We start from the raw sequence: 22,354 nt of genomic DNA on the forward strand, positions 1-22,354 counted from the left end.
AGTCACTTTTCTTTTGCTGGCCCAAAAGAAAAGTAACCCAAAGAAAATGGCCTTGAGAGCTCGTAGCATTGCGTGGGATACAAGCCTGACGGGCGCGGCCAGCCAGATACGTGGCGGCCCATGGCCGACACACAGCGGCTACACCACAACGCGCCGATGCGGAGAGGGCTTAAGGCGTTGGTGGGGTGGTGGCTATCGGAGTCCTTGGGCGCCGGGGTTGTTTCGACCTTCTTCGCCATAGCGGAGAAGGTCGAAAGCCTATTCACACCGGCGGTAACGCCGCAAAGTCCGGATGCTGTTCCGCGCGTGCAGCGAATGCCGCTAGCCGTGGGTAGGACGACGGGTCGATGGTCTCTGGCGTCACCAACTGGGTGAAACCCCAGGCCACGGCGATGGAAATGTCGGCCTGTCCCGGCGCGCTGCCGAACAGCCAGCCATTCGTGCCGTTGATGTCGCGTTCCAACGCATCGTAAGCCGCATGCAACTGGCCTTTCACCCGTTGCAGCCACGCTGCGTCGCGCTTGTCGGCCTCGCGCTTGTGCTCATAGACGATCTGCACGCTCTTCTCGCTGGCGGTAAGCGCGGCGCCGATCAGGCGCAGCGCGCGCAGGCGCTCGGTCGGCTCGCTTGGCATCAGGCTGGGGCGGTCGCTGATGGTCTCGGCCCAGTCGATGATCAGATTGGAGTCGACCAGCAGGTTGCCGTTGTCCAGGACCAGGGTCGGCGCCTTCACCTGCGGATTGATCGACCGGAATTCGTCGAAGTTGCGGAACACGGACAGCGAGCGATGAGTGAAGGGGATCCCCAGCAGGCGCAGCGAAATGGCCGCGCGGCGAACATAGGGGGAGTCGAGCATGCCGATCAGGTCCACCAGATTCTCCAGGTCATGAAGTGAAGATGACCGTCTTGCTGCCGTTGAGCAGCACGCGGTCGTCGAGGTAAAGCCGCAAGGTGCGCGCCAGTACGCGACGCTCAATATCGCGGCCGATGCGGATCAGGTCGTCCGGCGTGTCGGCATGCGTCACGCGCTCGATGTCCTGTTCGATGATCGGGCCTTCGTCCAGTTCCGCCGTGACGAAGTGCGCCGTGGCGCCGATCAGCTTGACGCCGCGGCGGTGCGCCTGATGGTACGGGCGCGCACCCTTGAAACCGGGCAGGAAGGAATGATGGATATTGATGCAGCGCCCCTCCAGCTGCCTTGCCAGCCCGGCTGAAAGCACTTGCATATAGCGGGCGAGCACGACGAGCTCGGCGCCGCTGGCTTCGATCAGTTTCGACAAGGCAGCTTCCTGCGCCACGCGATGCTCTCTGTCGATGGGCAGGAAATGGAACGGGATGGTGTCGAAGTCCAGGTGCCGATACGTCTCACGTGGATGGTTGGCGACGATGCCGACGATGTCCATCGACAGCTCGCCGATGCGCCAGCGATACAGCACGTCAGCCAGGCAATGGTCGAATTTCGACACCAGCAACAGGACGCGGTGGCGCTGCGTGCGATCGCGCAAGGTCCATTGCATGTCGAACGTATCGGCGACGGCGGCAAAGCCGCGTTGTAGCTCATCCTGGTCGATGCCGCCGCTCTGGAAGACCAGGCGCAGGAAGAAACGCGCCGTCTCGTCGTCGCCGAACTGCTGCGCCTCCACGATATTGCAGCCACGTCCCGCCAGATGCCCCGAAACCGCCGCCACGATGCCGGCGCGATCCGGACAGGAGAGGGTGAGGATGAACTGGTCGGCGGCCATGCGGGTCAGGGCGTGCGGTGCAGGATCAGTTCCAGTACGGCCTTGGTGCCGAAGAACGCCAGCAGCAGTACGCCCATGCCGGTCAGGGTGAGATTCACTGCGCTGCGGCCGCGCCAGCCATGCCGCCAGCGCCCGTAAAGCAGGGCGCCGAACACCAGCCACGCGATGATCGACAACACCGTCTTGTGGATCAGGTGCTGGCCGAACAGGTTTTCCACGAACAGGATGCCGCTGAGCAGGGTCAGCGTGAGCAGGACGAAACCCGCGCCAATCAAGCGGAACAGCAGGGTCTCGGTAAGCGTCAGCGGCGGCAGCGCGCGCAGCCAGGGGCCGAACTGGCGGTGGCGCAAGGCGCGCTCCTGGATCGCCAGCAGGATCGCCAGCGCTGCCGCGATCGACAGCAGGCTGAAGGCGAGCAGAGCCACCGTGACATGCAGCTTGATCTGCCATTCCAGCGGCTGTGGCGAGGTGGCTGGCGCTACAAACGTATCCGCCGCCAACAACAGGGCGGTGAGCGGAAACACGATCACGCCCAGCGCCGCCACCGGACGCGAGATATTGACCACCAGGGTGAGTGCCGAGACCACGCAAGCCGCCAGCGACAGCGCAGCGAAGAAATGCAGGTCCAGGGCGCCGCGGTGAATGCTCAGCAGAATGCCTGCGTGAATCACCACGGCGGTGCCGGCCAGGGCCAGGGCCGAGCGATTCAGCGGTTTGCCGCCGCCCAGCAACGGCCGCGCCAGGCCGGCGGCGGCGGTGAGATAGAGCACGACGGCAAGCAGGGCGAAGAGGGTGATGGCCATGACGCGGGAGTGTAGGGGGTAAGTCGGGCGCCTGTGGAGGAGGGGCGTCACCCTGTCAGAACCGGGTGGCCGGACCAGCGCGTCGTGGTCCGCTATACTCTGCGATCCTCCAAGGTCACCCGCTGCTTATGTTCGAGTCGCTCAGCCAACGCCTATCCGCCACCGTCAACCGCCTGCGTGGCCGCGGTCGCCTGACCGAAGAGAACATTCGCGAGTCCATGCGCGAAGTGCGTATTGCGCTGCTGGAAGCCGACGTGGCCTTGCCGGTGGTGCAGGCCCTGGTCGAGCGCGTCAAGGTGCGCGCAGTGGGCCAGGAAGTGCTCAAGAGCCTGTCGCCGGGCCAGGCGCTGGTGAAGGTGGTCAGCGACGAGCTGACCGCCCTGATGGGCACGGCCAATGCCGAGCTCAACCTCGCCCAGCAGCCGCCTGCGGTGGTGCTGATGGCTGGCCTGCAAGGCGCCGGCAAGACCACCACGGTGGCCAAGCTCGCCCGCTTCCTCACCGAGCGCAAGAAGAAAAAGGTGATGGTGGTGAGCTGCGACGTGTACCGTCCGGCCGCCATCGAGCAGCTGCGCACGCTGGCCGAACAGGTCGGGGTGAAGTTCTTCCCGTCCGAAGCCGGCCAGAATCCGGTCGATATCGCGAAGAACGCGATTGCCGCCGCGCGTCGCGAAGTGGTCGACGTGTTGCTGGTCGATACCGCCGGCCGCCTGCACGTGGACGAGGCCATGATGGCGGAGATCAAGGCGCTGCATGCCGCGATCACCCCGATCGAAACCCTGTTCGTGGTCGACTCCATGACCGGTCAGGACGCGGCCAATACCGCCAAGGCGTTTGCCGAAGCGTTGCCGCTCACCGGCGTGGTGCTGACCAAGACCGATGGTGATGCGCGCGGTGGCGCGGCGCTGTCCGTGCGTTATGTCACTGGCCGTCCGATCAAGTTTCTGGGCGCGGGCGAGAAGACCGATGCGCTGGAGCCGTTCCATCCGGATCGCGTGGCGCAGCGCATCCTCGGCATGGGCGACGTGCTGTCGCTGGTCGAGGAAGTCGAGCGCAAGGTCGATCAGGAAAAGGCGCAGAAGCTGGCCGAGAAGGTCATCAAGGGCAAGCGCTTCGATCTCAACGACATGCGCGACCAGCTCGAGCAGATGAACAGCATGGGCGGCCTGGCCGGCCTGATGGACAAGCTGCCGGGCGTGTCGGGCCTGCCCGATAGCGTGAAATCCAAGGTCAACGACGGTGAGATCAAGCGCATGATCGCGATCATCGGCTCGATGACCAAGAAAGAACGTCGTCATCCGGACCTGCTGAATGGTTCCCGCCGTGCCCGTGTGGCGCGCGGTTCGGGCACCCAGCCGGCCGACGTCAACCGTCTGCTGAAGCAGTACATGCAGATGGAGAAAATGATGTCCAAGCTCTCCAAGGGCGGCTCCAAGGGTCTGCTGCGGCAGATGAAGGGCGCCATGAAGGGCATGGGCGGCATGGGCGGTGGTTTCCCGCCGATGCGTTGAAATCCAGGGGTGAGGGACGAGGGGTGAGGGGCGATGGCCTCATGCGTCGCGGCCGCCCATCACGGGCCCCGGTAGCCGGTTTTTGCGCCCTCGCCACTCATCCCTAGCCCCCGCTTTTACCCCAACCCCTTCCTTTTTCCCCAAAATTCATTAAAATGCCGCGTTTACCGCGCACGGCTAAGTGCGTGCTGCCGGCATCCGGCAACTCTGGAGCTTTTACTTATGGTCAAGATTCGTCTTTCGCGCGGCGGCGCCAAGGGCCGTCCGTTCTACCACATCGTTGTCACCGATCAGCGCAGCAAGCGCGACGGCCGCAGCATTGAGAACGTTGGTTTCTACAACCCGGTTGCCTCGGGCAAGGACAAGCGCCTTGAACTGAACGTCGTGCGCGTGCAGGAGTGGGTTGCCAAGGGTGCGCAGCTGACCGACAAGGTCGCGGCCCTGGTGAAGGAAGCCGGCAAGCAGCAGGCTGCCTGAGCATGACGGCAGCCGGTCGGCGCGTCCTGGTAGGACGCATCGTCGGGCTGTACGGCGTGCAGGGCTGGGTCAAGCTCGAATCCTGGACCGAGCCCCGCACGCGGATCTTCACCTACCAGCCCTGGCAGCTCTCATCGGCGCCGGGTGTGGAGACGGAGATCACGGGAGTGAAGGGACGTCCGCAGGGCAAGGGGCTGATTGCCCAACTGCCTGGCGTGGATGGCCGCGAAGCCGCGGCAGCATTGGTGGGACAGGACATTTATGTCGCCCGCGAGTTGCTGCCTCCTCCCGGCAAGGATGAGTATTACTGGGTCGATCTCGAAGGTCTTGAGGTCGTCACCACGGAAGGCGTCATGCTGGGGCGGGTCAGTCATGTCTTCGCGACCGGCGCCAATGATGTCGTGGTGGTTAAGGACGGCGCGCGCGAGCGGCTGATTCCTTTCGTCCAGGGTTCTTATGTGCGTTCAGTGGACTTGTCCGGTGGGCGCATGGTGGTGGACTGGGATCCTGAATTCTGAGCGCGCCTGGCGCGGCCTAAAGGGTTGAGGATCATGCGCATCGATGTCGTCACGTTGTTTCCCGACTTCATGCGTCAGTGTGCTGCCGTTGGTGTCGTGGGGCGAGCGCAACAGCGCGAGCTGCTGCAGGTGGAAACCTGGAACCCGCGCGACTACGCCACCGACAATTACCGTACCGTGGACGGCCGCACCTGCGGCGGCGGGCCCGGCATGGTGATGCTGATCCAGCCTTTGCGCGCGGCCCTCAAGGCCATGCGTGAAGTCGCACCGGAGCCGGTGCACGTGATTTATCTCAGTCCGCAGGGAGCGCGGCTGACGCAGGGTAGGGTGGAAGCGCTGGCGAAACTGCCGCGCATCGCCTTGCTCTGTGGGCGTTACGAAGGTGTGGACGAGCGTTTGCTTGCGCACGAGGTCGACGAGGAGCTCTCCATCGGCGATTATGTGCTGTCAGGTGGCGAGCTTGGCGCGGCAGTGATCATCGATGCCGTGGGCCGCTTGCAGGAAGGCGCGTTGAACGACGCGCAGTCGGCGCAGCAGGATTCGTTTTCGGATGGCCTGCTGGATTGTCCGCACTATGCAAAACCGGTGCACGATGCACTGGGCGACGTACCGGAGGTGTTGCTTTCCGGTGACCACGCGGCGATTCGCCGTTGGCGCCTGAAGCAGTCGCTGGGACGGACCTGGTTGCGACGTCCCGATCTTTTGGCGCAGCGCGCGCTGGATGCTGAATCCCGAGCGCTGTTGGACGAATTCCGCCGCGAGCATGCACGATCGCAAGCGCGGCACAACGATACGGTCACCCAGTGACCGCAGTTTGATATGAGACAGGTGTTGCCATGAACAAGATCATTGAACAGTTCGAAGCCGAGCAGATCACCCGCCAGCTGCCGGAATTCGGCCCTGGCGACACCGTGGTGGTCAACGTGAAAGTGAAGGAAGGCAATCGCGAGCGCGTCCAGGCGTTCGAGGGTGTCGTCATCGCCAAGCGCAGCCGCGGCCTGCATTCCGCCTTCACCGTGCGCAAGATCTCGCACGGCACCGGCGTGGAGCGCGTGTTCCAGGCGCACAGCCCGGCCATCGACTCGCTCGAAGTCAAGCGCAAGGGCAAGGTGCGTGGCGCCAAGCTGTACTACCTGCGCGGCCTGGAAGGCAAGGCGGCCCGCATCAAGGAAGACATCGCCGCCGTCTCCGCTGCCAAGGCTGCGAAGAAGGCTGCTGCTGCCGAGTAAGCTCGGTACGCGTCATCCGCTACAACAAAAACCCCGCGGAGCGATCCGCGGGGTTTTTGCGTTGGGCTTGTGCTGGCGAGTCTGGCATGGGCGGTGCGCCGAGACGCACCCGGGGTGATTGCACCCCGGTCAGTTACCGATGCTGAGCCGCTGGGGTTCCTGCAGGAAGTTGCCCTGCACGAAGTCCACGCCGCAGGCAAACAGCAGCGAGGTGCTGGCGGCGTCTTCCACCCATTCGGCAATGGTCTGCTTCTTCAGTTCGCGTGCCTGGCGGCAGATCTCGGCGACCTTCTTCTGGCTCTCCTGCTGCTGCGGCAGGTCCGCCATATAGCTGCGGTCGATCTTCAGGTAGTCCGCGTCGATATGGTTGAGCAGCTGGAACGAGTTGAGGCCCGAGCCGAACTGCTCCAGCGCGAACTGGCCGCCCAGCTTTTTCCAGGCCGTGATGAATTCCTGCGCCGGGCGCAGCGAGGTCACCACCTTGCTCTCGGTGGTTTCCAGCACCAGCTGTCCGTGCTTCAGCGCCGCCTTGTTCAAGCGATCGCCCAGCCAGGGCAGCAACTCGGCATCCTGCAATGAGCCCGAGGTCAGCTTGACGAAGAACGTGGTCGGCGTGCCCATGCGCTCGCGCGCCTTGAGTGCCTCGATCGCCTCGTTCAGTACCCAGCGGTCAATCGCGGGAGTGAGGTTGTGCTTCTCGGCGATCGGCATGAAGAAGCCCGGCAGCACTTCGCCCTGCGGGCCATTGAGGCGCAGCAGGATTTCCGAGAATTCGCCTTCGGCGTCCTGCAGGCTGATCGTCTGCTGGTGATAGAGCACGAAATCATTCTGCGTGAGCGCCTGCTGCAGCACGCCCAGCCAGTAGCGCTCGCGTTCCTCGTCGGCCTTCTCGCGCGCGGCAGGATCATGCAGGTCGCTACGGTTGCCACCCTGGCTCTGCGCATTGCGCAGGGCCTGGCTGGCCTGGTTGAGCAGCAGCTCGGTATTCGCGTTCTTCTCGCCCAGCAGGCTGCCGCCGATGCTGGCGGTGATCGTGATGGAGCGGGTGCCGAGATCGAAGATGCCGCCGGCGATGCTCTGCTGCAGGCTGGCGATCCAGCTCTTGATGCCTTCGTCGTTGCGGGTGTGTAGCAGCACGCCGACCGTGTGTTCGGCCAGCAGGCCGGCCGTATCGTGCGCGCCGAGCTGTGCTTCCACGCGCGCGGCGAACGCGGCGAGCAGCTCGTCGGCCTTGGCCAGGCCCACGCCGGCCACAATGGTCTGCCAGTTGTCCGGCTCGATCAGCAGCAGTGACTGGCCCTTGGTGCCCTCCGTGGCCGCGGCCACCGCCTGGTCGATGGCTTCGAGCGTGCGCGCGCGATTGAACAGGCCGGTGACCTGGTCGCGCTGCAGCTGCTCGATCACGCTGGCGTCGACCTGCTGGCGTCGGAACACCACCTGCAGGCAGGGTTCGCCCTCGAACGTGGCATGGGCAAATTCCACGCTGGCCTTGAAGCTGGTGGCGTCGGCCCGGCGCGCCTGCAGCTCGAGCGGGCCGTTGTGCTTCTCGCCGCGTGACAGGCCTTTCAGGGTTGCCTTGAACTCTTCGGTGTCGCTCGGACCGATCATGTCCAGCACGGGCAGGCCGAGCAGGTCGTCAAAATCGGTGTAGCCGAATGTATCGAGATAGGCTTGGTTGGCGCGCACGTGCATGCCTTCGTGCACGTAGGCGATGGGATCGTTGGACGAGTCGAGCAAGGCATCGCAGCGACGCTCGGACTCGCGCAGGGCGGTCTCCAGGCGGCGCAGCTGGCGACGCGTATTGAGGGCGTCGAACTCGCGCTGGATCACTGCCATCAGCTGCTTGGGCTGCGGCCGCAGCGCCACGCTGCGGGCGCCATTGACGAACAGGTCGGTGACCACGGCATTGTCGACCTGGGCGACCAGGGCGATCAGCGAGAGATCGCGCCCATGGGCGTCCAGCAGGCGGGTGAGGTCACGCAGTTCGACGGTGCCCACGGAGGGGTCGAACAGCACGATGTCCGGACCCAGCTCGTCGAGGGCGGCCGTTACTTGATCGGTGCTGGTGGCGCGCGCCGGGCGCACGGCAATGCCGCTGTTGCGCAGCAGGCTGATGATCTGTTCCGCGTCTTCGACCGACTTTTCGATGAAAAGGATCTTGATGACCTGGTCTGTTTTCATGGGCACGTCGAGCTATCCATTGTTCGCCGCAGAGGGTCAAACCTGCCATGACAGCAGGGCGCGGGCCATGCGTGGTTGTAGCGGATTCCGTCAGTCACTACCAGCGGAAATATTCCGGAAGTGACACGGCCCACAGCTGTGAGCTGGTTCAAAGTCCTTGCAGGGCGCGCGCACGGGCGCCGGAGTGGCGTGACTAAAGCGGCGTTTTGGACGCTTCGCCGGCTACTTCACGCACCAGCTTGGGCACCAGGTAGCCGGGCAGGCGCTGGCGCAGCTCTTCGACCAGGGCGAGTGCACGGCTGTCATCGACTTCGAAGTGGGCCGCCCCCCGCACCCGGTCGAGCTGGTGCAGGTAGTAGGGCAGCACGCCGGCGGCGAACATGCGTTCGGACAACGCTGCGAGTGCATCGGCGTTGTCATTGACGCCACGCAGCAGCACCGCCTGGTTGAGCAGGGTGGCGCCGGCCTCGCGCAGCCGCGCGCAGGCTTCGTCCACACTGGCGTCGAATTCGTTGGCGTGATTGGCATGCAGCACCACCACCTTCTGCAGTGGCAGTTGCGCCATCCAGTCCATCAGCGCCCGGTCGACGCGCTCAGGCAGCACCACCGGCAAGCGGGTATGGATGCGCAGGCGCACGACGTGCGGGATCTCCTGCAGGCCCTGAGTGAGCTCTTCCAGCTTGGCTGTGGCGAGTGAGAGCGGGTCGCCGCCGGACAGGATCAGCTCGGTGATCGTCGGGTCCTGTCGGACATGGTCCAGGGCCTTGCGCCACTGCCCCGCGGCGGCGATCTCGTCGCCATAGGGAAAGTGTCGGCGAAAACAGTAGCGGCAATTGATGGCGCAGCTGCCGCTGGCGACCAGCAAAGCACGGCCGCTGTATTTGTGCAGGACCCCTTGCCCTGCCTTCGCGGGCAGGTCACCCACAGCATCCGTCGTGAAACCTTCGACCTGGTCGTGCTCGGCCGCCCGCGGCAAGACCTGCAGCAGGAGGGGGTCGGCAGGGTCGCCCTGGCGCATCCGCGCCACGAAGCCGCGTGGGACGCGCAGCGCGAAGCCCGCATCGTCGACTGGCAGCAGGTCGGCGCGGTGGCCGAGGCCCGCGGCCTGCAGGAGTTCGGCAGCGTTGGTAATGGCATCTCGCCACAGCTCGCGCCAGTCGGCGGCGGCTGGCGATAGGCGGGCAGTAGGGCTTGCGGTTATCATGGTGGGCCTTGGGACGGGCCTTTGGGCCCGCGACAGACCCTAATTCTAGCCGCCCCGCGTGGCGGTTTTACCTTTTGGAGTAGATAGCGCATGGCGACCGCCGGTCTGAATGACGTCAAGAAGGGTATGAAGATCCTTCACAACAACGACCCGTGGGTCATCACCGAGGCCGAGTTCATCAAGCCCGGCAAGGGCCAGGCCTTCACCCGCATCTTCATCCGCAACCTGAAGAACGGACGCACCACCGAGCAGACCATGAAGTCCAGCGACAGCTTCGAAGTCGCCGACGTCGTGGACACTGACATGCAGTACCTGTACTCCGATGGCGAGTTCTGGCACTTCATGCACCAGGAAAGCTTCGAGCAGCACCAGGCCGGCAAGGCCGGCATGGGCGATGCCTCCAAGTGGCTCAAGGGCGAGGAAGAGTGTGTGGTCACGCTGTTCAACGGCGAGGTCATCGCGGTCCAGCCGCCGAACTTCGTCGAGCTGAAGATCACCGAGACCGATCCAGGCGTGCGTGGCGATACCTCCGGTGGCGGTGGCAAGCCGGCCACGCTGGAAACCGGCGCCGTGGTGCGCGTGCCCCTGTTTGTCGGCCAGGATGAAACGATCAAGGTCGACACCCGCACGGGTGAATACGTCAGCCGCGTCGGCAAGTGACGAACCGGCGCGCGGGCTTCGCCCGCGCCCTGGCCGGTTCGTCATCCCTGCAAGGGCAGCGGTCCAGCGAAAGATGCCGTGCGAAGCACACGAACTTGCTCACGTGGCGTTACCGCAACAATCACTGGGTCCCAGCCTGCGCTGGAACGGCGATGCCTGAAGCGTCATGAATTCAGGCAACCATGGGGCGGCCACCGCGAGGTGATCCGCCCCATGTCGTATCCACCATTGAAAAAGCGAGCCTAAGGATGAGCCATACCACCCCGCAGACCATCGACCTGCTGATCGAGGCGCGCTGGGTCGTGCCCGTGGAGCCGCATGGCGTCGTGCTGGAACAGCACGCCGTGGCGGTGGACCAGGGCGTGATCGTTGCATTGCTGCCCATCGCCGACGCGCGAGCTGCCTATGCGCCGCGCGAACGCGTGGAGCTAGGCGAACACGTGCTGATCCCTGGCCTGGTCAACACCCACACGCACAACCCGATGACCTTGCTGCGTGGCCTGGCCGACGACCTACCCTTGATGGTGTGGCTGCAAAAACATATCTGGCCGGTGGAAGGGCAGGTGATCGGGCCGGAGTTCGTGCGCGATGGCGTGGAACTGGCCGTGGCCGAGATGATTCGCGGCGGCACTACCTGCGCCAACGAGAATTACTTTTTCCCCGATGTCATCGGCGCCACCTACCGGCGCATGGGCTTCCGCGCCGTGGTCGGCCTGCCGGTGATCGAATTCCCGACGGCCTGGGCAAAGTCGCAGGACGAATACTTCGAGCGCGCCATCGAGGTGCACGACAGCTTTCGCGGCGATCCACTGGTCGGCACGGCCTTTGCGCCGCATGCGCCGTACACCGTGTCGGACGAGAGCTTCGAGCGCATCCGCGTGCTGTCCGACCAGCTCGATATCCAGGTGCATCTGCATACGCATGAAACCGCGCATGAGGTGGATGAAGAGAAGGGCAAGAGCGGCCTGCGTCCGTTCCAGCGGCTGCAGAAGCTGGGCCTGGTCAACGATCGCCTGATCGCGGTGCACATGACCCAGCTCACCGAAGGCGAAATCGCCGCTTGCGCGGAGGCGGGCGTCTCCGTCGTGCATTGCCCGGAATCCAATCTCAAGCTGGCGTCGGGCTTCTGCCCCGCCGAGAAGCTGCGCCGGGCCGGCGTGAATGTGGCGCTGGGTACTGACGGCTGCGCTTCCAACAACGACCTGGACATGTTCGGCGAAATGCGTACGGCAGCCTTGCTGGCGAAGGCAGTGGCGGGCGACGCGGCGGCCTTTGATGCGGCGTATGCGCTGCGCGCGGCGACGCTCAACGGTGCGCGCGCCATGGGCCTGGAAGACCGGATCGGTTCGATCGAAGTGGGCAAGCAGGCCGATCTTGCCGCCGTGCGCCTGTCCGATCTGGAAACCCAGCCGCTGTTCCATATCGCCTCGCAGCTGGCCTATGCCGCGGGACGCCATCAGGTGAGCGACGTGTGGATCCATGGCGTGCGCAAACTCGCCGCGCGAACCCTGGTGGATATCGACACCGACGCCATACTCGCCAAGACGCATGCCTGGCGCGAGCGCATTGCGGCCATCGACGCGGGTTGAAAGGAAAGCATGATGAATCGCTATCTCGTTATGGCCATGCGGCGCCCCGGCTTCGATCCGGCCATCGTGCAGCCGCACAAGGATTTTCTGGAAGGCCTGCGCGCAGGTGGGCGTATCGAGCTGAGCGGTGGTTTCAGCGACCAGTCCGGCGGCGCCTATCTGTTGCTCGCCGATCACGTCGACGAGGCGCTGGCCATCGCGCATGAAGACCCGGCCCACCTGAGCGGCGGCTGGGATATCACGGTATACGAATGGCAGGCGCGTTAAGCTCTGCCGCTGGGTAAAAAGGATGCGTTCGATGCAAGCTGCGGCCAATGTGAGTCCCGAGGAAATCGCCCGTTTCGGCAAGCTGGCGGCGCGCTGGTGGGACCCGGACGGCGAGTCCCGTCCGCTGCATGATCTCAACCCCGTGCGTGCCGCTTATGTGGCAGCCCGCGTGGATCTGCGGCGTGCCAAGGTGGCTGATGTCGGTTGTGGCGGTGGCCTGCTCAGCGAGGCCCTGGCTCGCGCTGGCGCCCATGTCACCGGCATCGATCTTGGTGAGAAGGTGATCGAGATTGCGCGCCTGCATCTGCACGAGTCGCGACTCGACGCGCCCGACCTGCATGTCGACTATCGCGTGCAGGCGTCTGCCGAACTGGCGGCGGCTGAGCCGGAAAGCTTCGACGCCGTGTGTTGCATGGAATTGATCGAGCACGTGCCCGACCCGGCCGCCCTGGTCAACGACCTGGCACGCATGGTGAAGCCGGGCGGGGTGGTGGTGATGTCCACGCTCAATCGCACGCCGGTCGCCTTTGGTGCTGCCATTCTTGGTGCGGAATACATCACGCGCATGCTGCCGCGCGGTACGCACCATTACGCGCAGTTCCTGAAGCCGTCGGAGCTTGGCCGCCTGCTGCGCCACGCCGGGCTGGAGCTGGACGACGTTTCCGGCCTTGGCTACAACCCGATCAACCGCAAAGCCTGGTTGAGCCGCGTCACGGCGGTGAATTATCTGATCAGCGCACACAAGCCGGCATGAAGTCCTTTCCCCAAAACATCCAGGGCGTGCTGTTCGATCTCGACGGCACCTTGCTCGACAGCGCCGTCGACCTCTTTGGCGCACTGAAGCAGCAGTGTGAGGAAATGGACGTCCCTGCGCCGCCCTACGAGATGGTGCGCGAGGTGGTGTCGCGTGGTTCGCGTGCGATCCTGCGCTGTGCCTTTCCCGCTATCGGCGAGGCGGAACTGTTGACCCTGGTGCCGCGCTACCTGGAGCTTTACGAGGCGGTCATGGCCGACCAGACGCGTCCGTTCGAAGGTGTGGACGAACTGCTCTCCGTGATCGAGGCACAGGGTCTGGCCTGGGGCATCGTCACCAACAAGCCAGGGTTCCTGACCGACGGACTGGTGGAACGCATTGGCTGGGCCCCGCGCGTGGCCGCCGTGGTGTCGGGCGACACCTTGCCGGTTAAGAAGCCTGACCCGGCGCCGGTGCTGCTCGCCTGCGAACGCGCCGGGCTCGATCCCGCACGTTGCCTGTTCGTCGGCGACGATCGCCGTGATGTGCTCGCAGGCGCCGCCGCCGGCCTGTATACGGTCGCCGTTCGCTGGGGTTATCTGGATGGCGGCGATCCGCAGCAGTGGGACGCCGATCTGGTGCTCGACCGTCCGTCCGAACTCACCGGACTGCTGCGTCGCCAACGGGTGACGGCATGAGCGAGGCCGCGCTGCAGAGCTATATCGACAAATGGCTCGCGGTACAGCCGCAACAACGCATCGCGCTGGCCTTCGTCGACCAAAAAAACTATCCCGGCCATATCGCGCTGGCCGCGCTCGAGCAGGAGTTGCTGGCGGCGGCCTACGGCATCCGTGAGCCGCAGGTGGCCGCCGGCAAGTTGAACTGGTGGGCTGAAGAGCTTTCCGGTGCGGCCACCAGCGGTGGCCGCCATCCGTTGACCCAGGTGCTGTTCGACGACGAACGCGCGCATGCCCTGCCGAGCGAACGCTGGGTGGCGCCGGTGCTGGCCGCCATGGCGCAGCTGGAAGAGGGCACGGCGGCGGATTTCCCCGCCCAGCTCGCCGCCGGATCCCTCTTGCATGGTGCGCTGGCGGAACTTGAGACCGCGTGGTGGTTTGGCGAACAAGTTTCCCCTGAACGCGCCGGCCGCGTCGCTACGCTGTCGCATTTGCTGTTTTCCCTGCTGCGGCTGGAAGAGGACGCCGAACGCGACCGGCTGGCCCTGCCGATGGCGCGGCTGGCCCGCTTCGGCCTGAGCCGTAACCAGCTGCGCATGACCAGTGCGGCGCGTGAAGACGCCATCCGTGCCCAATTGGACGACCTGTATGCCGCCTGGCGCGAATCCGAGCGCCTGGCGGGGCCGCTCAGTGCGTTTCGCGGGCTCGAATCGCGGCATGGGCGCGCGCTGGTGGCGCGGGCGCGCAAGGCGGCCCATCCGCTGGAGGTGTTGCGTCAAGGCCAGGGTCGCCAGGGGCCTGGCGTGACCTGGCAGGCCTGGCAGGCGGCGCGGGCCTGGCGCCGGCAGCTGGTCGACTGACCCCGGCGGGACTCAGCGTTTCCGTCACGCCACTATTGCGAGGCTGCTGTCGTGCCCCAAGATTGATGTCGCTTGCGGGGCCTGATCACCCGCTGGACTACGGCTGGACTACAGGATTCACCCATGTATACCGACGAAAACACTGCCCGCCTGTTGCCTGATGTGGCTGTGCATGCCCAGCCGCACCTGGTCGGCGCCCTCGATTGGGTCGGCATGAATGGCATCGAGGTGCCGGTACGTTTCGATGCCGGTGACGGCGATGCGCAGCGCGCCAGTGCGCGGGTTGGCGCCTTCGTCAATCTGAAACGGCCGGACAAGCGTGGCATCCACATGTCGCGGCTTTACCTACTGGTGGAGCAGGCGCTGAGCACGCAGACGCTGAGTGCGCATTCGCTGCACGATCTGCTGCGCTCCTTTCTTGAATCGCACAAGGATCTTTCCGACCGCGCCTGCCTGAGCATCCGCTTTGAGCATCTGGTGCGCCGTCCGGCCTTGCGTAGCGCCAATAGCGGCTGGCGCGCCTATCCCGTGTGCATCGAAGCGAGCCTGGTCGGCGACGAATTCCTGCTCGAATTCGGCACTGAAGTGGTCTATTCCTCCACTTGCCCGGCCTCGGCCGCGCTGTCGCGTCAGCTGATCCAGGACCAGTTCACCAAGGACTTCAATCCGTCGGCGCCGATTGAGCACGCCGCCGTCATTGCCTGGCTCGGCAGCGAGAAGGGCATCGTGGCCACGCCGCATGCGCAGCGCAGCGTGGCACGGCTGCGCGTACGTATCGCCAAGGATGCCCGCTTCGACCTGATCAACCTGATCGATCAAACCGAGCAGGCCCTGGGCACGCCAGTGCAGACCGCGGTGAAGCGCGAAGACGAGCAGGCCTTTGCGCTCGCCAATGGCAGCAACCTGATGTTTTGCGAAGACGCGGCACGTCGTATCCAGAAGGCACTCGATGCCGACGCAAACCTCAGCGACTTCCATGTGCGCGTGGAGCACCAGGAAAGCCTGCACCCGCACGATGCCGTGGCCTATGCCAGCAAGGGCGTGGTGGGTGGCTTTGCGGGCAAGGGCTGCCCCTGACATTGGTTTACGGATCCTCCTGTTAGCATCGCGGGAGCCTTGGATTAGGCTCCCCACAGGAGATCTGCATGCTGTCCCGTTTTTCGCTGCTCGCCGTCGCCGCTTTCGCGCTGGCGGGTTGCTCCATGTTTTCGCATCACTCCAAGAGTGATGCTGCGCCCGCGCACCAGGCCCTGATGAAGTCGATCACCGGCGATATCCGCTATGCACTGCCGCATCCGGTCCCCGCTGACGCCTATCTCCTGGTCACCCTGGCGGACGTGAGCCGGCAGGATGTCACCGGGCGCACCATTGCCGAGGAACGGGTCGAGCCGGTGACGGCCTCGCCGGTGGATTTCCTTATCAGCTACGACCCCTCTGAGCTGAAGGATGGCGTGGACTTCGCCATCAGCGTGCGCCTGCAGCAGGGCGACAAGCTGCTGGCCATCAACGACACCCGGGTGAGCGTGCTTGGCCGTTCCGGTGAAAACGGGCCGGTGAGCGTGATGCTCAAGCCCGTGCCCTGACGACACCCGCTCTGTGTAGGAGCGCACCCTGTGCGCGATCACGGCGTCGCCGCTTCGTCGGGTTTGAACTCGGGCCATCCTTGGCCCTCGCCCTGCGGGCAGCTTGCGCTGTGCAAACCGGCATTCCTGCCGGTTTGTCGCGCACAGGGTGCGCTCCTACAGCAGGCCGACGCCATGCGGGCGGGGCGGGCAGTCTGCCCGCCCCGTCCTCTCAGCGGGCGAAGCTCAGCCGCTGTCCGCGCACGCTGCCATCGATGGACGAGCCATCCCACACCCGCTGGCCATTGACGAAGGTGGCCACGATCGAGCTGTTGAAGGTGTAGCCCTCGAACGGCGACCAGGCGCACTTTGACAGCACTTCGTCACGGCTCACCGTATGCGGCTTGTTCGGATCGACCAGGACCAGGTCGGCGGCATAGCCTTCGCGCAGGTAGCCGCGCTCCTTGACGTCGAACAGGGTGGCCGGCGCGTGCGTCACGGCTTCCACCACGCGCTCCAGGGTCAGCTTGCCTTCGAATACCCGCTGCAAGGCCGCCTGGAGGGCGAACTGCACCAGCGGCAGGCCGCTGGGCGCCTTGTCGTACAGCTGGGCCTTCTCTTCGAGCAGATGCGGGGCATGGTCGGTGGCCAGCACGTCGATACGGCCTTCGGCCAACGCCTCGATGATCGCCGTACGGTCAGCGGCGGTCTTGATCGCGGGGTTGCACTTGATCAGGAAGCCCAGGCGCTCATAGTCGCGGTCGTCGAAGTGCAGGAAATGCACGCAGGTTTCCGCGGTGATGCGCTTGCCCTTGAGCGGACCGGGCTCGAACAGCGCCAGCTCGTCGGCCGTGGAAATGTGCAGCACGTGCAGGCGGCTGTTGTGCCGGCGCGCCAGCTCGATGGCCAGGCGGGTGGACTTGATGCAGGCTTCGCGCGAGCGGATCAGCGGATGTTCCCAGGCCGGGATGTCGTCGCCGTACTTCGCATGTGCGACGGCGAGGTTCGCGTCGATCATAGGCGTGTCTTCGCAGTGCGTGATGATCGGCGTGGGCGCATAACGGAAGATGCCGTCGAGCACCTCCGGATTGTCCACCAGCATGTTGCCGGTCGAGGCACCCATGAACACCTTGATGCCCGGGGCAGCCAGCGGGTCCAGGCTGCGGATCGCCTCCAGGTTGTCGTTGCTGGCACCCATATAGAACGCGTAGTTCACCGCGGAGGATTCGGCGCCGCGGGCATACTTGGCCTCCAGGGTCTCGCGATCCAGGGCGGGCGGCTTGGTATTGGGCATCTCCATGAAACTGGTGATGCCGCCGGCGGCGCAGGCACGCGACTCGTGGGCGATGTCGGCCTTGTGGGTCAGGCCGGGTTCGCGGAAGTGCACCTGGTCGTCGATCATGCCCGGGAACAGCCACAGGCCGCTCGCGTCGATCACCTGTTCGCCAGGCCGGGCATCCAGATCGCCGGCGATGGTTTCAATGCGGCCCTGCTTTACGCGAAGATCGGCATGGAAACGGCGGCCTTCATTGACCAGTTCGGCGTTCTTGATCAGCCAGTCAGTGGACATGGTTTTCTCCAGGGGGGCGGCAACGGCGGAAAGTGAACTGCTCGGGAACGGGGTCGTGGCCGCCTTCGCACAAAGGCTGGCAGCGCAGCAGCCGCCAGCCAGCCAGTGCGCTGCCGCGCCACGGACCGAAGCGCACGACCGCAATCCGTGCATAATCAGAGCAGCTGGGATGGAAACGGCAGCGCTGACCCAGCAGGGGGCTTAGCCAGCGCTTGTAGAAGCCAAGCAGTAGAAGTAGTAGTCGGGTCACGACGGTTTTAAGCTGCCGAGACAGCTTGCGGCATATAGTGCCGCAAGTATTCCAGAAGCACGGTTGCCGGTGTAAGGCACATGGGCTATAACACCCGGCCGCCAAGGCCAAAATGGTGAAGGGATATGGCGAAAACGACGCGTAGTGCTACAGCCACCAAGTCGCAGAAGGGAAAAGCTGCGGGCAAGGTGAAGGACGTCAAGGCCAGCAAGAAAGCTCCTGCCGTCGGGCGGGGAGCGAAAAGCGTGCCGGCCAAGGCAGCCGTCAAGGCGGCCCCGGCCAAGAAACCGGCTACCAAGAAGGTTGCGGCCAAGCAGGCCGTAGCGAAGAAACCGGTTGCCAAGAAAGCCGCGAAGTCCCCGGCAAAGCGCGTCGTTGCGAAGAAAGCTGCTCCCAAACCGGTGGCCAAGAAGGCCGCGCCGGCCAAGAAGCCGCCGGCCAGCAAGGCCGTTGTAAAGAAAGTGGCGAAGCCCGTAGCCAAGAAGGTGACGGCACCCGCCAAGAAGCAACCACCCCAGGCGGTGGCCAAGCCGGCTGCAACCCCGGTGAAGGCCGCCAAGGCGCCACCGGCAAAGCCGGTCGCCAAACCGGCTGCCAAGCCTGCACCGGCCAAGCCCGCTCCCAAGCAGGCGGCTCCGGCGAAGGCAGCGCCAGCGCCCGTCGAGCGGGCCAAACCCGCAGCTCTGCCCATAACGGGTAAAGTAGCGAGTGCTACCGCTCGTCATACCACTCCTCAAAAGCAGAAAGCCCAGCAGTCCTCGATGAATAATCCTGCAACTCTCGACAATGGCATCACCCGCGAAGACGGCCGCTACGCGCTGCCTTCCACCACCACGATCGACCTGCCCAAGGGTTACCGTCCCTCGAACGACGAGGAGTACATGAACCCCAAGCACCTGGCCTATTTCCGCAACAAGCTGCGCGAATGGCGCGACCAGCTGGTGGAAGAGTCGCGTCAGACCATGGAAAACCTCCGTGACGAAGTGCGCGACGTGGGCGACGAAGCCGAGCGCGCCACCCGTGAGACGGAAAACTCGCTGGAACTGCGCACGCGCGATCGCTACCGCAAGCTGATTTCCAAGATCGACAAGGCCTTGCGCCGCATCGAAGAAGGCCGTTACGGCTACTGCGAAGAGACGGACGAGGAGATTGGTGTCGAGCGTCTCGATGCCCGCCCGATCGCCACGCTGTCGCTGGACGCGCAGGAGCGTCGCGAGCACCTGCAGAAGCAGATGGGCGACTGAGTTCGGCTGCTTTTGAATAGGCAAAACCCCGCCAAAGTGCGGGGTTTTGTTTTTCTGGGCGAAGGGCGAGTAGCGAGGGGCGAGAGGGGCGATTATTGCTTCCATGCTTCGACGGGAGGCCCTTCAAGGCTGGCGCGGAGGCTGGTGCATGCGCCCTCGCCACTCACCCCTCGTCGCGCTACTCAAGCTAACATCGCAGCCGCATAGGCCTTGAGCTTGGCCAGCATCGCCGCCAGCCCATTCGAGCGCGTGGGTGACAGGTGCTTGGCCAGGCCGATGGCCTCGATAAAGCGCGGCTCGGTCGCCACGATGTCGTGCGCGGAGCGGTCGGAGTACACGCGCAGCACCAGGGCGATCAGGCCGGAGACGATGGCCGAGTCGCTGGTGGCCTGGAAATGCAACTTGTCCGCGCTGCCGCTGGGTACCAGCCAAACCATCGACTGGCAACCATGCACGCGGTAGTCCTCGGTCTTCAGGTCATCGGGAAACGGTGGCAATTGCTTGCCCAGGTCGATCAGGTACTGGTAGCGCTCGGTCCAGTCACCGAAAAAGGCGAACTCATCGACGATATCAAGCTGCGCCTGCTCGGCGTTCGGTGTGGCAATAGCATTCATGCGCCCATTATCGCGCGTTTTGCTGAATTACCGCTCTTGGTTCCCTCTCCCCTCCGGGGAGAGGGTTAGGGTGAGGGGTGGGTGCTCGCGACAAAGCTGCTACAACGCCGGCTCTAAGGTGGGTTGGTCGCAAGAGTGCCCCCTCACCTCAGTCCTCTCCTCGCTCCTCAAAGCCGGGGCCATCCATGGCCCCTCCCCACGTGCCCCAAAGGGGAGAGGAAGTAAGAGCCTCAACCCTTCACCACGCTCCACCGCGTCCCCTGGGCACCATCTTCAATGGCGATGCCCATTGCCGTGAGTTCGTCACGAATCTCATCCGCACGCTTGAAATCGCGGGCAGCGCGGGCAGCGCGGCGCGCTTCCAGCAAGGCTTCGATGCGCGCTTCGTCAATCTCCGAGGCATCGCTGGTCTGCCTGAACCAGCTTTCAGGATCCTGCTGCAGCAGGCCGAGCAGGGCGCCGGCGCCGAGCAGTGCCCGCTTGGCTTCGCGCCGGGCGCCTGCATCGCCGGCCTGGCGGGCGGCATCGGCCAGCTGGGACAGTTCGGCCAACGCCTGCGGCGTGTTGAGATCGTCGCACAGCGCGGCCTCGACGCTCGCCGGCACCGGCAGGTCGGTGCTGTCGACCTCGACATCAGCCAGGTCGCGCAGCACGCGATACCAGCCTTCGAGCGTATTGATCGCTTGCGCGATGGTCGCATCGGACCAGTCCAGCGGCTGGCGGTAATGACCCCGCAGCAGCAACAGGCGCAAGGCCTCCGGCGGGTGTTGCTTGAGCAGCTCGTGCACCAGCATCACATTGCCGAGCGACTTGGACATCTTGCGGCCGCCGAACGTCAGCATGCCGTTGTGCAGCCAGTAGCGCGCGAAAATCCTGCCGCCGTGCGCGCAGGTGGACTGCGCGATCTCGTTTTCGTGGTGCGGGAACTGCAAATCCACGCCGCCGGCGTGGATGTCGATGGTTTCGCCCAGGTGCGCTTCGCTCATGGCCGAGCACTCGATATGCCAGCCCGGACGGCCACGACCCCAGGGACTGTCCCAGCCGGGCAGTTCGGGCGTAGAGGGCTTCCACAAGACGAAATCGCCCGGACTCTGCTTGTAGGGGGCCACTTCGACGCGGGCGCCGGCGAGCAGCTCCTCCGGGTCGCGGCCCGACAAGGCACCGTAATCGGCGTAGGAATCCACGTTGAACAGCACGTGGGATTCGGCCGCATAGGCATGCCCGCTGGCGATCAGCCGCTCGATCATCGCAATGATCTGGGGCATGTGCGCCGTGGCGTGCGGCTCCACGTCCGGCGCAGCGATACCAAGCGCCGCCATGTCTTCGCGGTAGGCCTGCGTGTAGCGGCCAGTGATGCTCTCGATGCCCACGCCCAGCTGCTGGGCGGCGGCATTGATCTTGTCGTCCACGTCGGTGATGTTGCGGGCGTAGACCACCTGGGGATAGTGGCGGCGCAGCAGGCTCACCAGCACGTCGAATACCACCGGACCACGCGCGTTGCCGATATGCACGTAGTTGTAGACCGTGGGCCCGCACAAATACATCGTCACCCGGTCGGGATCGAGCGGGGTGAACGTTTCAACGCGGCGCGTCAGGTTGTTGTGGAGCGAAATCGGCATCGGCAGGAAATCCGGGCGGTGGGAGCGGGCGCAGGCTGGCGCAAGCCGGCCGCGCATCTTAACAAGCGGATGCCGCCGCCGCAGGCACCGGGCCGGAGAGACGTGGGCGAGCAGCGACGTTTGGTCGCAAGACCTTGGGTGAGTTCTAAGCGTCGATTCAGTGTGAATTTGTTGCAATGGATGCTATGAGGCGCATAGATGCGCCCAACTTGCCCCTGAGCGGAGGTCGTAATGACCAAGATGGTGTTTCCCGCGCTGGTGCTAGCCCTGATGGCCTGTGGCCTGACGGTTACCAGCGCATTTGCGCAGGATGCGCGGTACCAAAGTCAAAATCCGAATCAAAATCAAGCCCAGAACGACGACAACACCCACTACGGCTGGGCTGATGTATTGCGCGTCGATCCCGTCTACGGGGTCGCCCGCACCGAGGTGCCGCGCCAGGAATGCTACGACCAGCAGGTCGTGCAGACCGCGCCGCCGCAGGGCAGCGCAGCCGGCACCATCCTGGGCGCCGTCGTGGGCGGCGTGCTGGGCAGCACCGTCGGCCACGGCAGTGGGCGCACCGCCGCCACCGTGGTGGGTGCGGTCGCCGGTGGCGCGGTCGGCAACAGCGTGTCGGCCGCGGGCGGTGGCGAGTATCAGAGCACCGAGACCCATTGCCGCCAGGTGGCTGCGGTGAGCGAGCAGCGGCGCATCATGGGGTACGACGTGGAGTATCGCTATCGCGGCGAGGTCTATGTTTCCCGGCTCAACTACGACCCGGGCGAGCGCCTGCGGGTGCGGGTAAGCGTCGCGCCCGCCGACTGAGACTTGCTGCCCGATCCGTTCAGCTACGCCGCCGCCTTCGGGCGGCGGTTTGCTGTGGGGGCCCCGCCAGCCCATCCTGCTTGTTGCATGGCAGCGAAAATCCCGTCATGATGCGCGTTCAACCACCCGGAACCCCCATGTCCGCAGCCGTCTATACCGCCACCGTCCTTACCAGCGCCCGCATGGCTGCTGGCATGACGTCGCGTGCGCGCCGACCGCTGGTCCGACATTCGGCCG

24 protein-coding genes are annotated in these 22,354 nt (G+C 64.9%); 15 read left to right on the forward strand and 9 right to left on the reverse strand.

Translation table 11 applies throughout. The features are described 5' to 3' along the window. Positions 1-262: 262 nt before the first annotated feature. The 3 genes from OUZ49_RS02685 to OUZ49_RS02695 are packed head-to-tail and all read right to left on the reverse strand — an operon-like array spanning position 263 to position 2,545. Positions 263-871, reverse strand: coding sequence for a glutathione S-transferase family protein (locus OUZ49_RS02685; RefSeq protein WP_266148387.1), 609 nt, complete (start codon positions 869-871; stop codon positions 263-265). Positions 872-884: 13 nt separating this feature from the next. After that, positions 885-1,742: a formyltetrahydrofolate deformylase gene (gene purU / locus OUZ49_RS02690; protein ID WP_266148388.1), complete on the reverse strand. Its 858-nt coding sequence runs from the start codon at positions 1,740-1,742 to the stop codon at positions 885-887. Positions 1,743-1,747: 5 nt separating this feature from the next. After that, positions 1,748-2,545: a cytochrome C assembly family protein gene (locus tag OUZ49_RS02695; protein WP_266148389.1), complete on the reverse strand. Its 798-nt coding sequence runs from the start codon at positions 2,543-2,545 to the stop codon at positions 1,748-1,750. 128 nt (positions 2,546-2,673) lie between these two features. On the opposite strand from OUZ49_RS02695, the gene ffh reads away from it, so the two are divergent. The 5 genes from ffh (at position 2,674) to rplS (ending at position 6,280) form a co-directional block, all read left to right on the forward strand. Then, positions 2,674-4,056, forward strand: a complete 1,383-nt coding sequence (gene ffh, locus OUZ49_RS02700) for a signal recognition particle protein (RefSeq protein ID WP_266148390.1) — start codon at positions 2,674-2,676, stop codon at positions 4,054-4,056. 222 nt (positions 4,057-4,278) lie between these two features. After that, positions 4,279-4,533 carry a 30S ribosomal protein S16 gene (gene rpsP, locus OUZ49_RS02705; protein WP_266148391.1) on the forward strand — a complete coding sequence of 85 codons (255 nt, stop codon included), beginning with the start codon at positions 4,279-4,281 and terminating at the stop codon, positions 4,531-4,533. A gap of 2 nt (positions 4,534-4,535) precedes the next feature. Then, a complete protein-coding gene (gene rimM, locus OUZ49_RS02710; RefSeq protein ID WP_266148392.1) occupies positions 4,536-5,051 on the forward strand; it encodes a ribosome maturation factor RimM in 516 nt (171 codons plus the stop codon). Positions 5,052-5,084: 33 nt separating this feature from the next. Further along, positions 5,085-5,858 (forward strand): tRNA (guanosine(37)-N1)-methyltransferase TrmD, encoded by a 774-nt coding sequence (gene trmD / locus OUZ49_RS02715; protein ID WP_266148394.1) that lies wholly within the window; start codon positions 5,085-5,087, stop codon positions 5,856-5,858. Positions 5,859-5,887: 29 nt separating this feature from the next. Continuing rightward, positions 5,888-6,280 (forward strand): 50S ribosomal protein L19, encoded by a 393-nt coding sequence (rplS, locus tag OUZ49_RS02720; RefSeq protein WP_266148395.1) that lies wholly within the window; start codon positions 5,888-5,890, stop codon positions 6,278-6,280. A gap of 129 nt (positions 6,281-6,409) precedes the next feature. Here rplS and OUZ49_RS02725 read toward each other — a convergent pair whose 3' ends face one another. Then, positions 6,410-8,461, reverse strand: coding sequence for a GGDEF/EAL domain-containing response regulator (locus tag OUZ49_RS02725; RefSeq protein ID WP_266148641.1), 2,052 nt, complete (start codon positions 8,459-8,461; stop codon positions 6,410-6,412). Positions 8,462-8,654: 193 nt separating this feature from the next. Further along, positions 8,655-9,665 (reverse strand): EF-P beta-lysylation protein EpmB, encoded by a 1,011-nt coding sequence (gene epmB / locus OUZ49_RS02730; RefSeq protein ID WP_266148396.1) that lies wholly within the window; start codon positions 9,663-9,665, stop codon positions 8,655-8,657. 90 nt (positions 9,666-9,755) lie between these two features. Here epmB and efp point away from each other — a divergent pair, with 90 nt between their 5' ends. From efp to OUZ49_RS02770, 8 genes are all read left to right on the forward strand, one after another. Next, entirely contained in the window at positions 9,756-10,325 is a 570-nt protein-coding gene (gene efp / locus OUZ49_RS02735; RefSeq protein ID WP_266148397.1) for an elongation factor P, read from the forward strand. 248 nt (positions 10,326-10,573) lie between these two features. Beyond that, complete coding sequence (locus OUZ49_RS02740; RefSeq protein WP_266148398.1) at positions 10,574-11,914, forward strand: TRZ/ATZ family hydrolase; 1,341 nt, start codon at positions 10,574-10,576, stop codon at positions 11,912-11,914. A 12-nt stretch (positions 11,915-11,926) separates the two neighbouring features. Continuing rightward, a complete protein-coding gene (locus tag OUZ49_RS02745; protein ID WP_266148399.1) occupies positions 11,927-12,181 on the forward strand; it encodes a YciI family protein in 255 nt (84 codons plus the stop codon). 31 nt (positions 12,182-12,212) lie between these two features. Next, positions 12,213-12,935, forward strand: a complete 723-nt coding sequence (gene ubiG / locus OUZ49_RS02750; protein ID WP_266148400.1) for a bifunctional 2-polyprenyl-6-hydroxyphenol methylase/3-demethylubiquinol 3-O-methyltransferase UbiG — start codon at positions 12,213-12,215, stop codon at positions 12,933-12,935. After that, positions 12,932-13,612, forward strand: coding sequence for an HAD family hydrolase (locus tag OUZ49_RS02755; protein WP_266148401.1), 681 nt, complete (start codon positions 12,932-12,934; stop codon positions 13,610-13,612). Before ubiG ends, OUZ49_RS02755 begins: the two co-directional genes overlap by 4 nt. Next, complete coding sequence (locus OUZ49_RS02760; protein ID WP_266148402.1) at positions 13,609-14,451, forward strand: isoprenoid biosynthesis enzyme family protein; 843 nt, start codon at positions 13,609-13,611, stop codon at positions 14,449-14,451. The genes OUZ49_RS02755 and OUZ49_RS02760 overlap by 4 nt, the downstream gene beginning before the upstream one ends. A 123-nt stretch (positions 14,452-14,574) precedes the next feature. Further along, positions 14,575-15,528 carry a GTP cyclohydrolase FolE2 gene (gene folE2 / locus OUZ49_RS02765; protein ID WP_266148403.1) on the forward strand — a complete coding sequence of 318 codons (954 nt, stop codon included), beginning with the start codon at positions 14,575-14,577 and terminating at the stop codon, positions 15,526-15,528. A 68-nt stretch (positions 15,529-15,596) separates the two neighbouring features. After that, positions 15,597-16,034 (forward strand): YbaY family lipoprotein, encoded by a 438-nt coding sequence (locus tag OUZ49_RS02770; protein ID WP_266148404.1) that lies wholly within the window; start codon positions 15,597-15,599, stop codon positions 16,032-16,034. Between the two features lie 211 nt (positions 16,035-16,245). On the opposite strand, the gene OUZ49_RS02775 is transcribed toward OUZ49_RS02770, so the two are convergent. Next, on the reverse strand, positions 16,246-17,583 hold the full coding sequence (locus OUZ49_RS02775; RefSeq protein ID WP_266148405.1) for a dihydroorotase: 1,338 nt from the start codon (positions 17,581-17,583) through the stop codon (positions 16,246-16,248). Continuing rightward, the gene (yidD, locus tag OUZ49_RS02780; protein WP_266148406.1) at positions 17,573-17,833 is read right to left on the reverse strand and encodes a membrane protein insertion efficiency factor YidD; all 261 of its coding nucleotides are present in this window, start codon (positions 17,831-17,833) and stop codon (positions 17,573-17,575) included. Before yidD ends, OUZ49_RS02775 begins: the two co-directional genes overlap by 11 nt. Positions 17,834-17,958: 125 nt before the next feature. On the opposite strand from yidD, the gene dksA reads away from it, so the two are divergent. Beyond that, a complete protein-coding gene (gene dksA, locus OUZ49_RS02785) occupies positions 17,959-19,077 on the forward strand; it encodes an RNA polymerase-binding protein DksA (protein ID WP_266148408.1) in 1,119 nt (372 codons plus the stop codon). Between the two features lie 182 nt (positions 19,078-19,259). Here the strand turns inward: dksA and OUZ49_RS02790 are convergent, their stop codons facing one another. Together OUZ49_RS02790 and cysS are read right to left on the reverse strand one after the other, a co-directional pair. Continuing rightward, positions 19,260-19,691, reverse strand: a complete 432-nt coding sequence (locus OUZ49_RS02790) for a SufE family protein (protein ID WP_266148410.1) — start codon at positions 19,689-19,691, stop codon at positions 19,260-19,262. A gap of 230 nt (positions 19,692-19,921) precedes the next feature. Further along, positions 19,922-21,310, reverse strand: coding sequence for a cysteine--tRNA ligase (cysS, locus tag OUZ49_RS02795; protein ID WP_266148412.1), 1,389 nt, complete (start codon positions 21,308-21,310; stop codon positions 19,922-19,924). Between the two features lie 231 nt (positions 21,311-21,541). On the opposite strand from cysS, the gene OUZ49_RS02800 reads away from it, so the two are divergent. Beyond that, on the forward strand, positions 21,542-22,117 hold the full coding sequence (locus tag OUZ49_RS02800) for a glycine zipper 2TM domain-containing protein (protein ID WP_266148413.1): 576 nt from the start codon (positions 21,542-21,544) through the stop codon (positions 22,115-22,117). The last annotated feature ends 237 nt before the right edge of the window (positions 22,118-22,354 follow it).

The sequence above is a fragment of the Dyella halodurans genome (genome assembly GCF_026283925.1).
Lineage (GTDB): Bacteria > Pseudomonadota > Gammaproteobacteria > Xanthomonadales > Rhodanobacteraceae > Dyella > Dyella halodurans.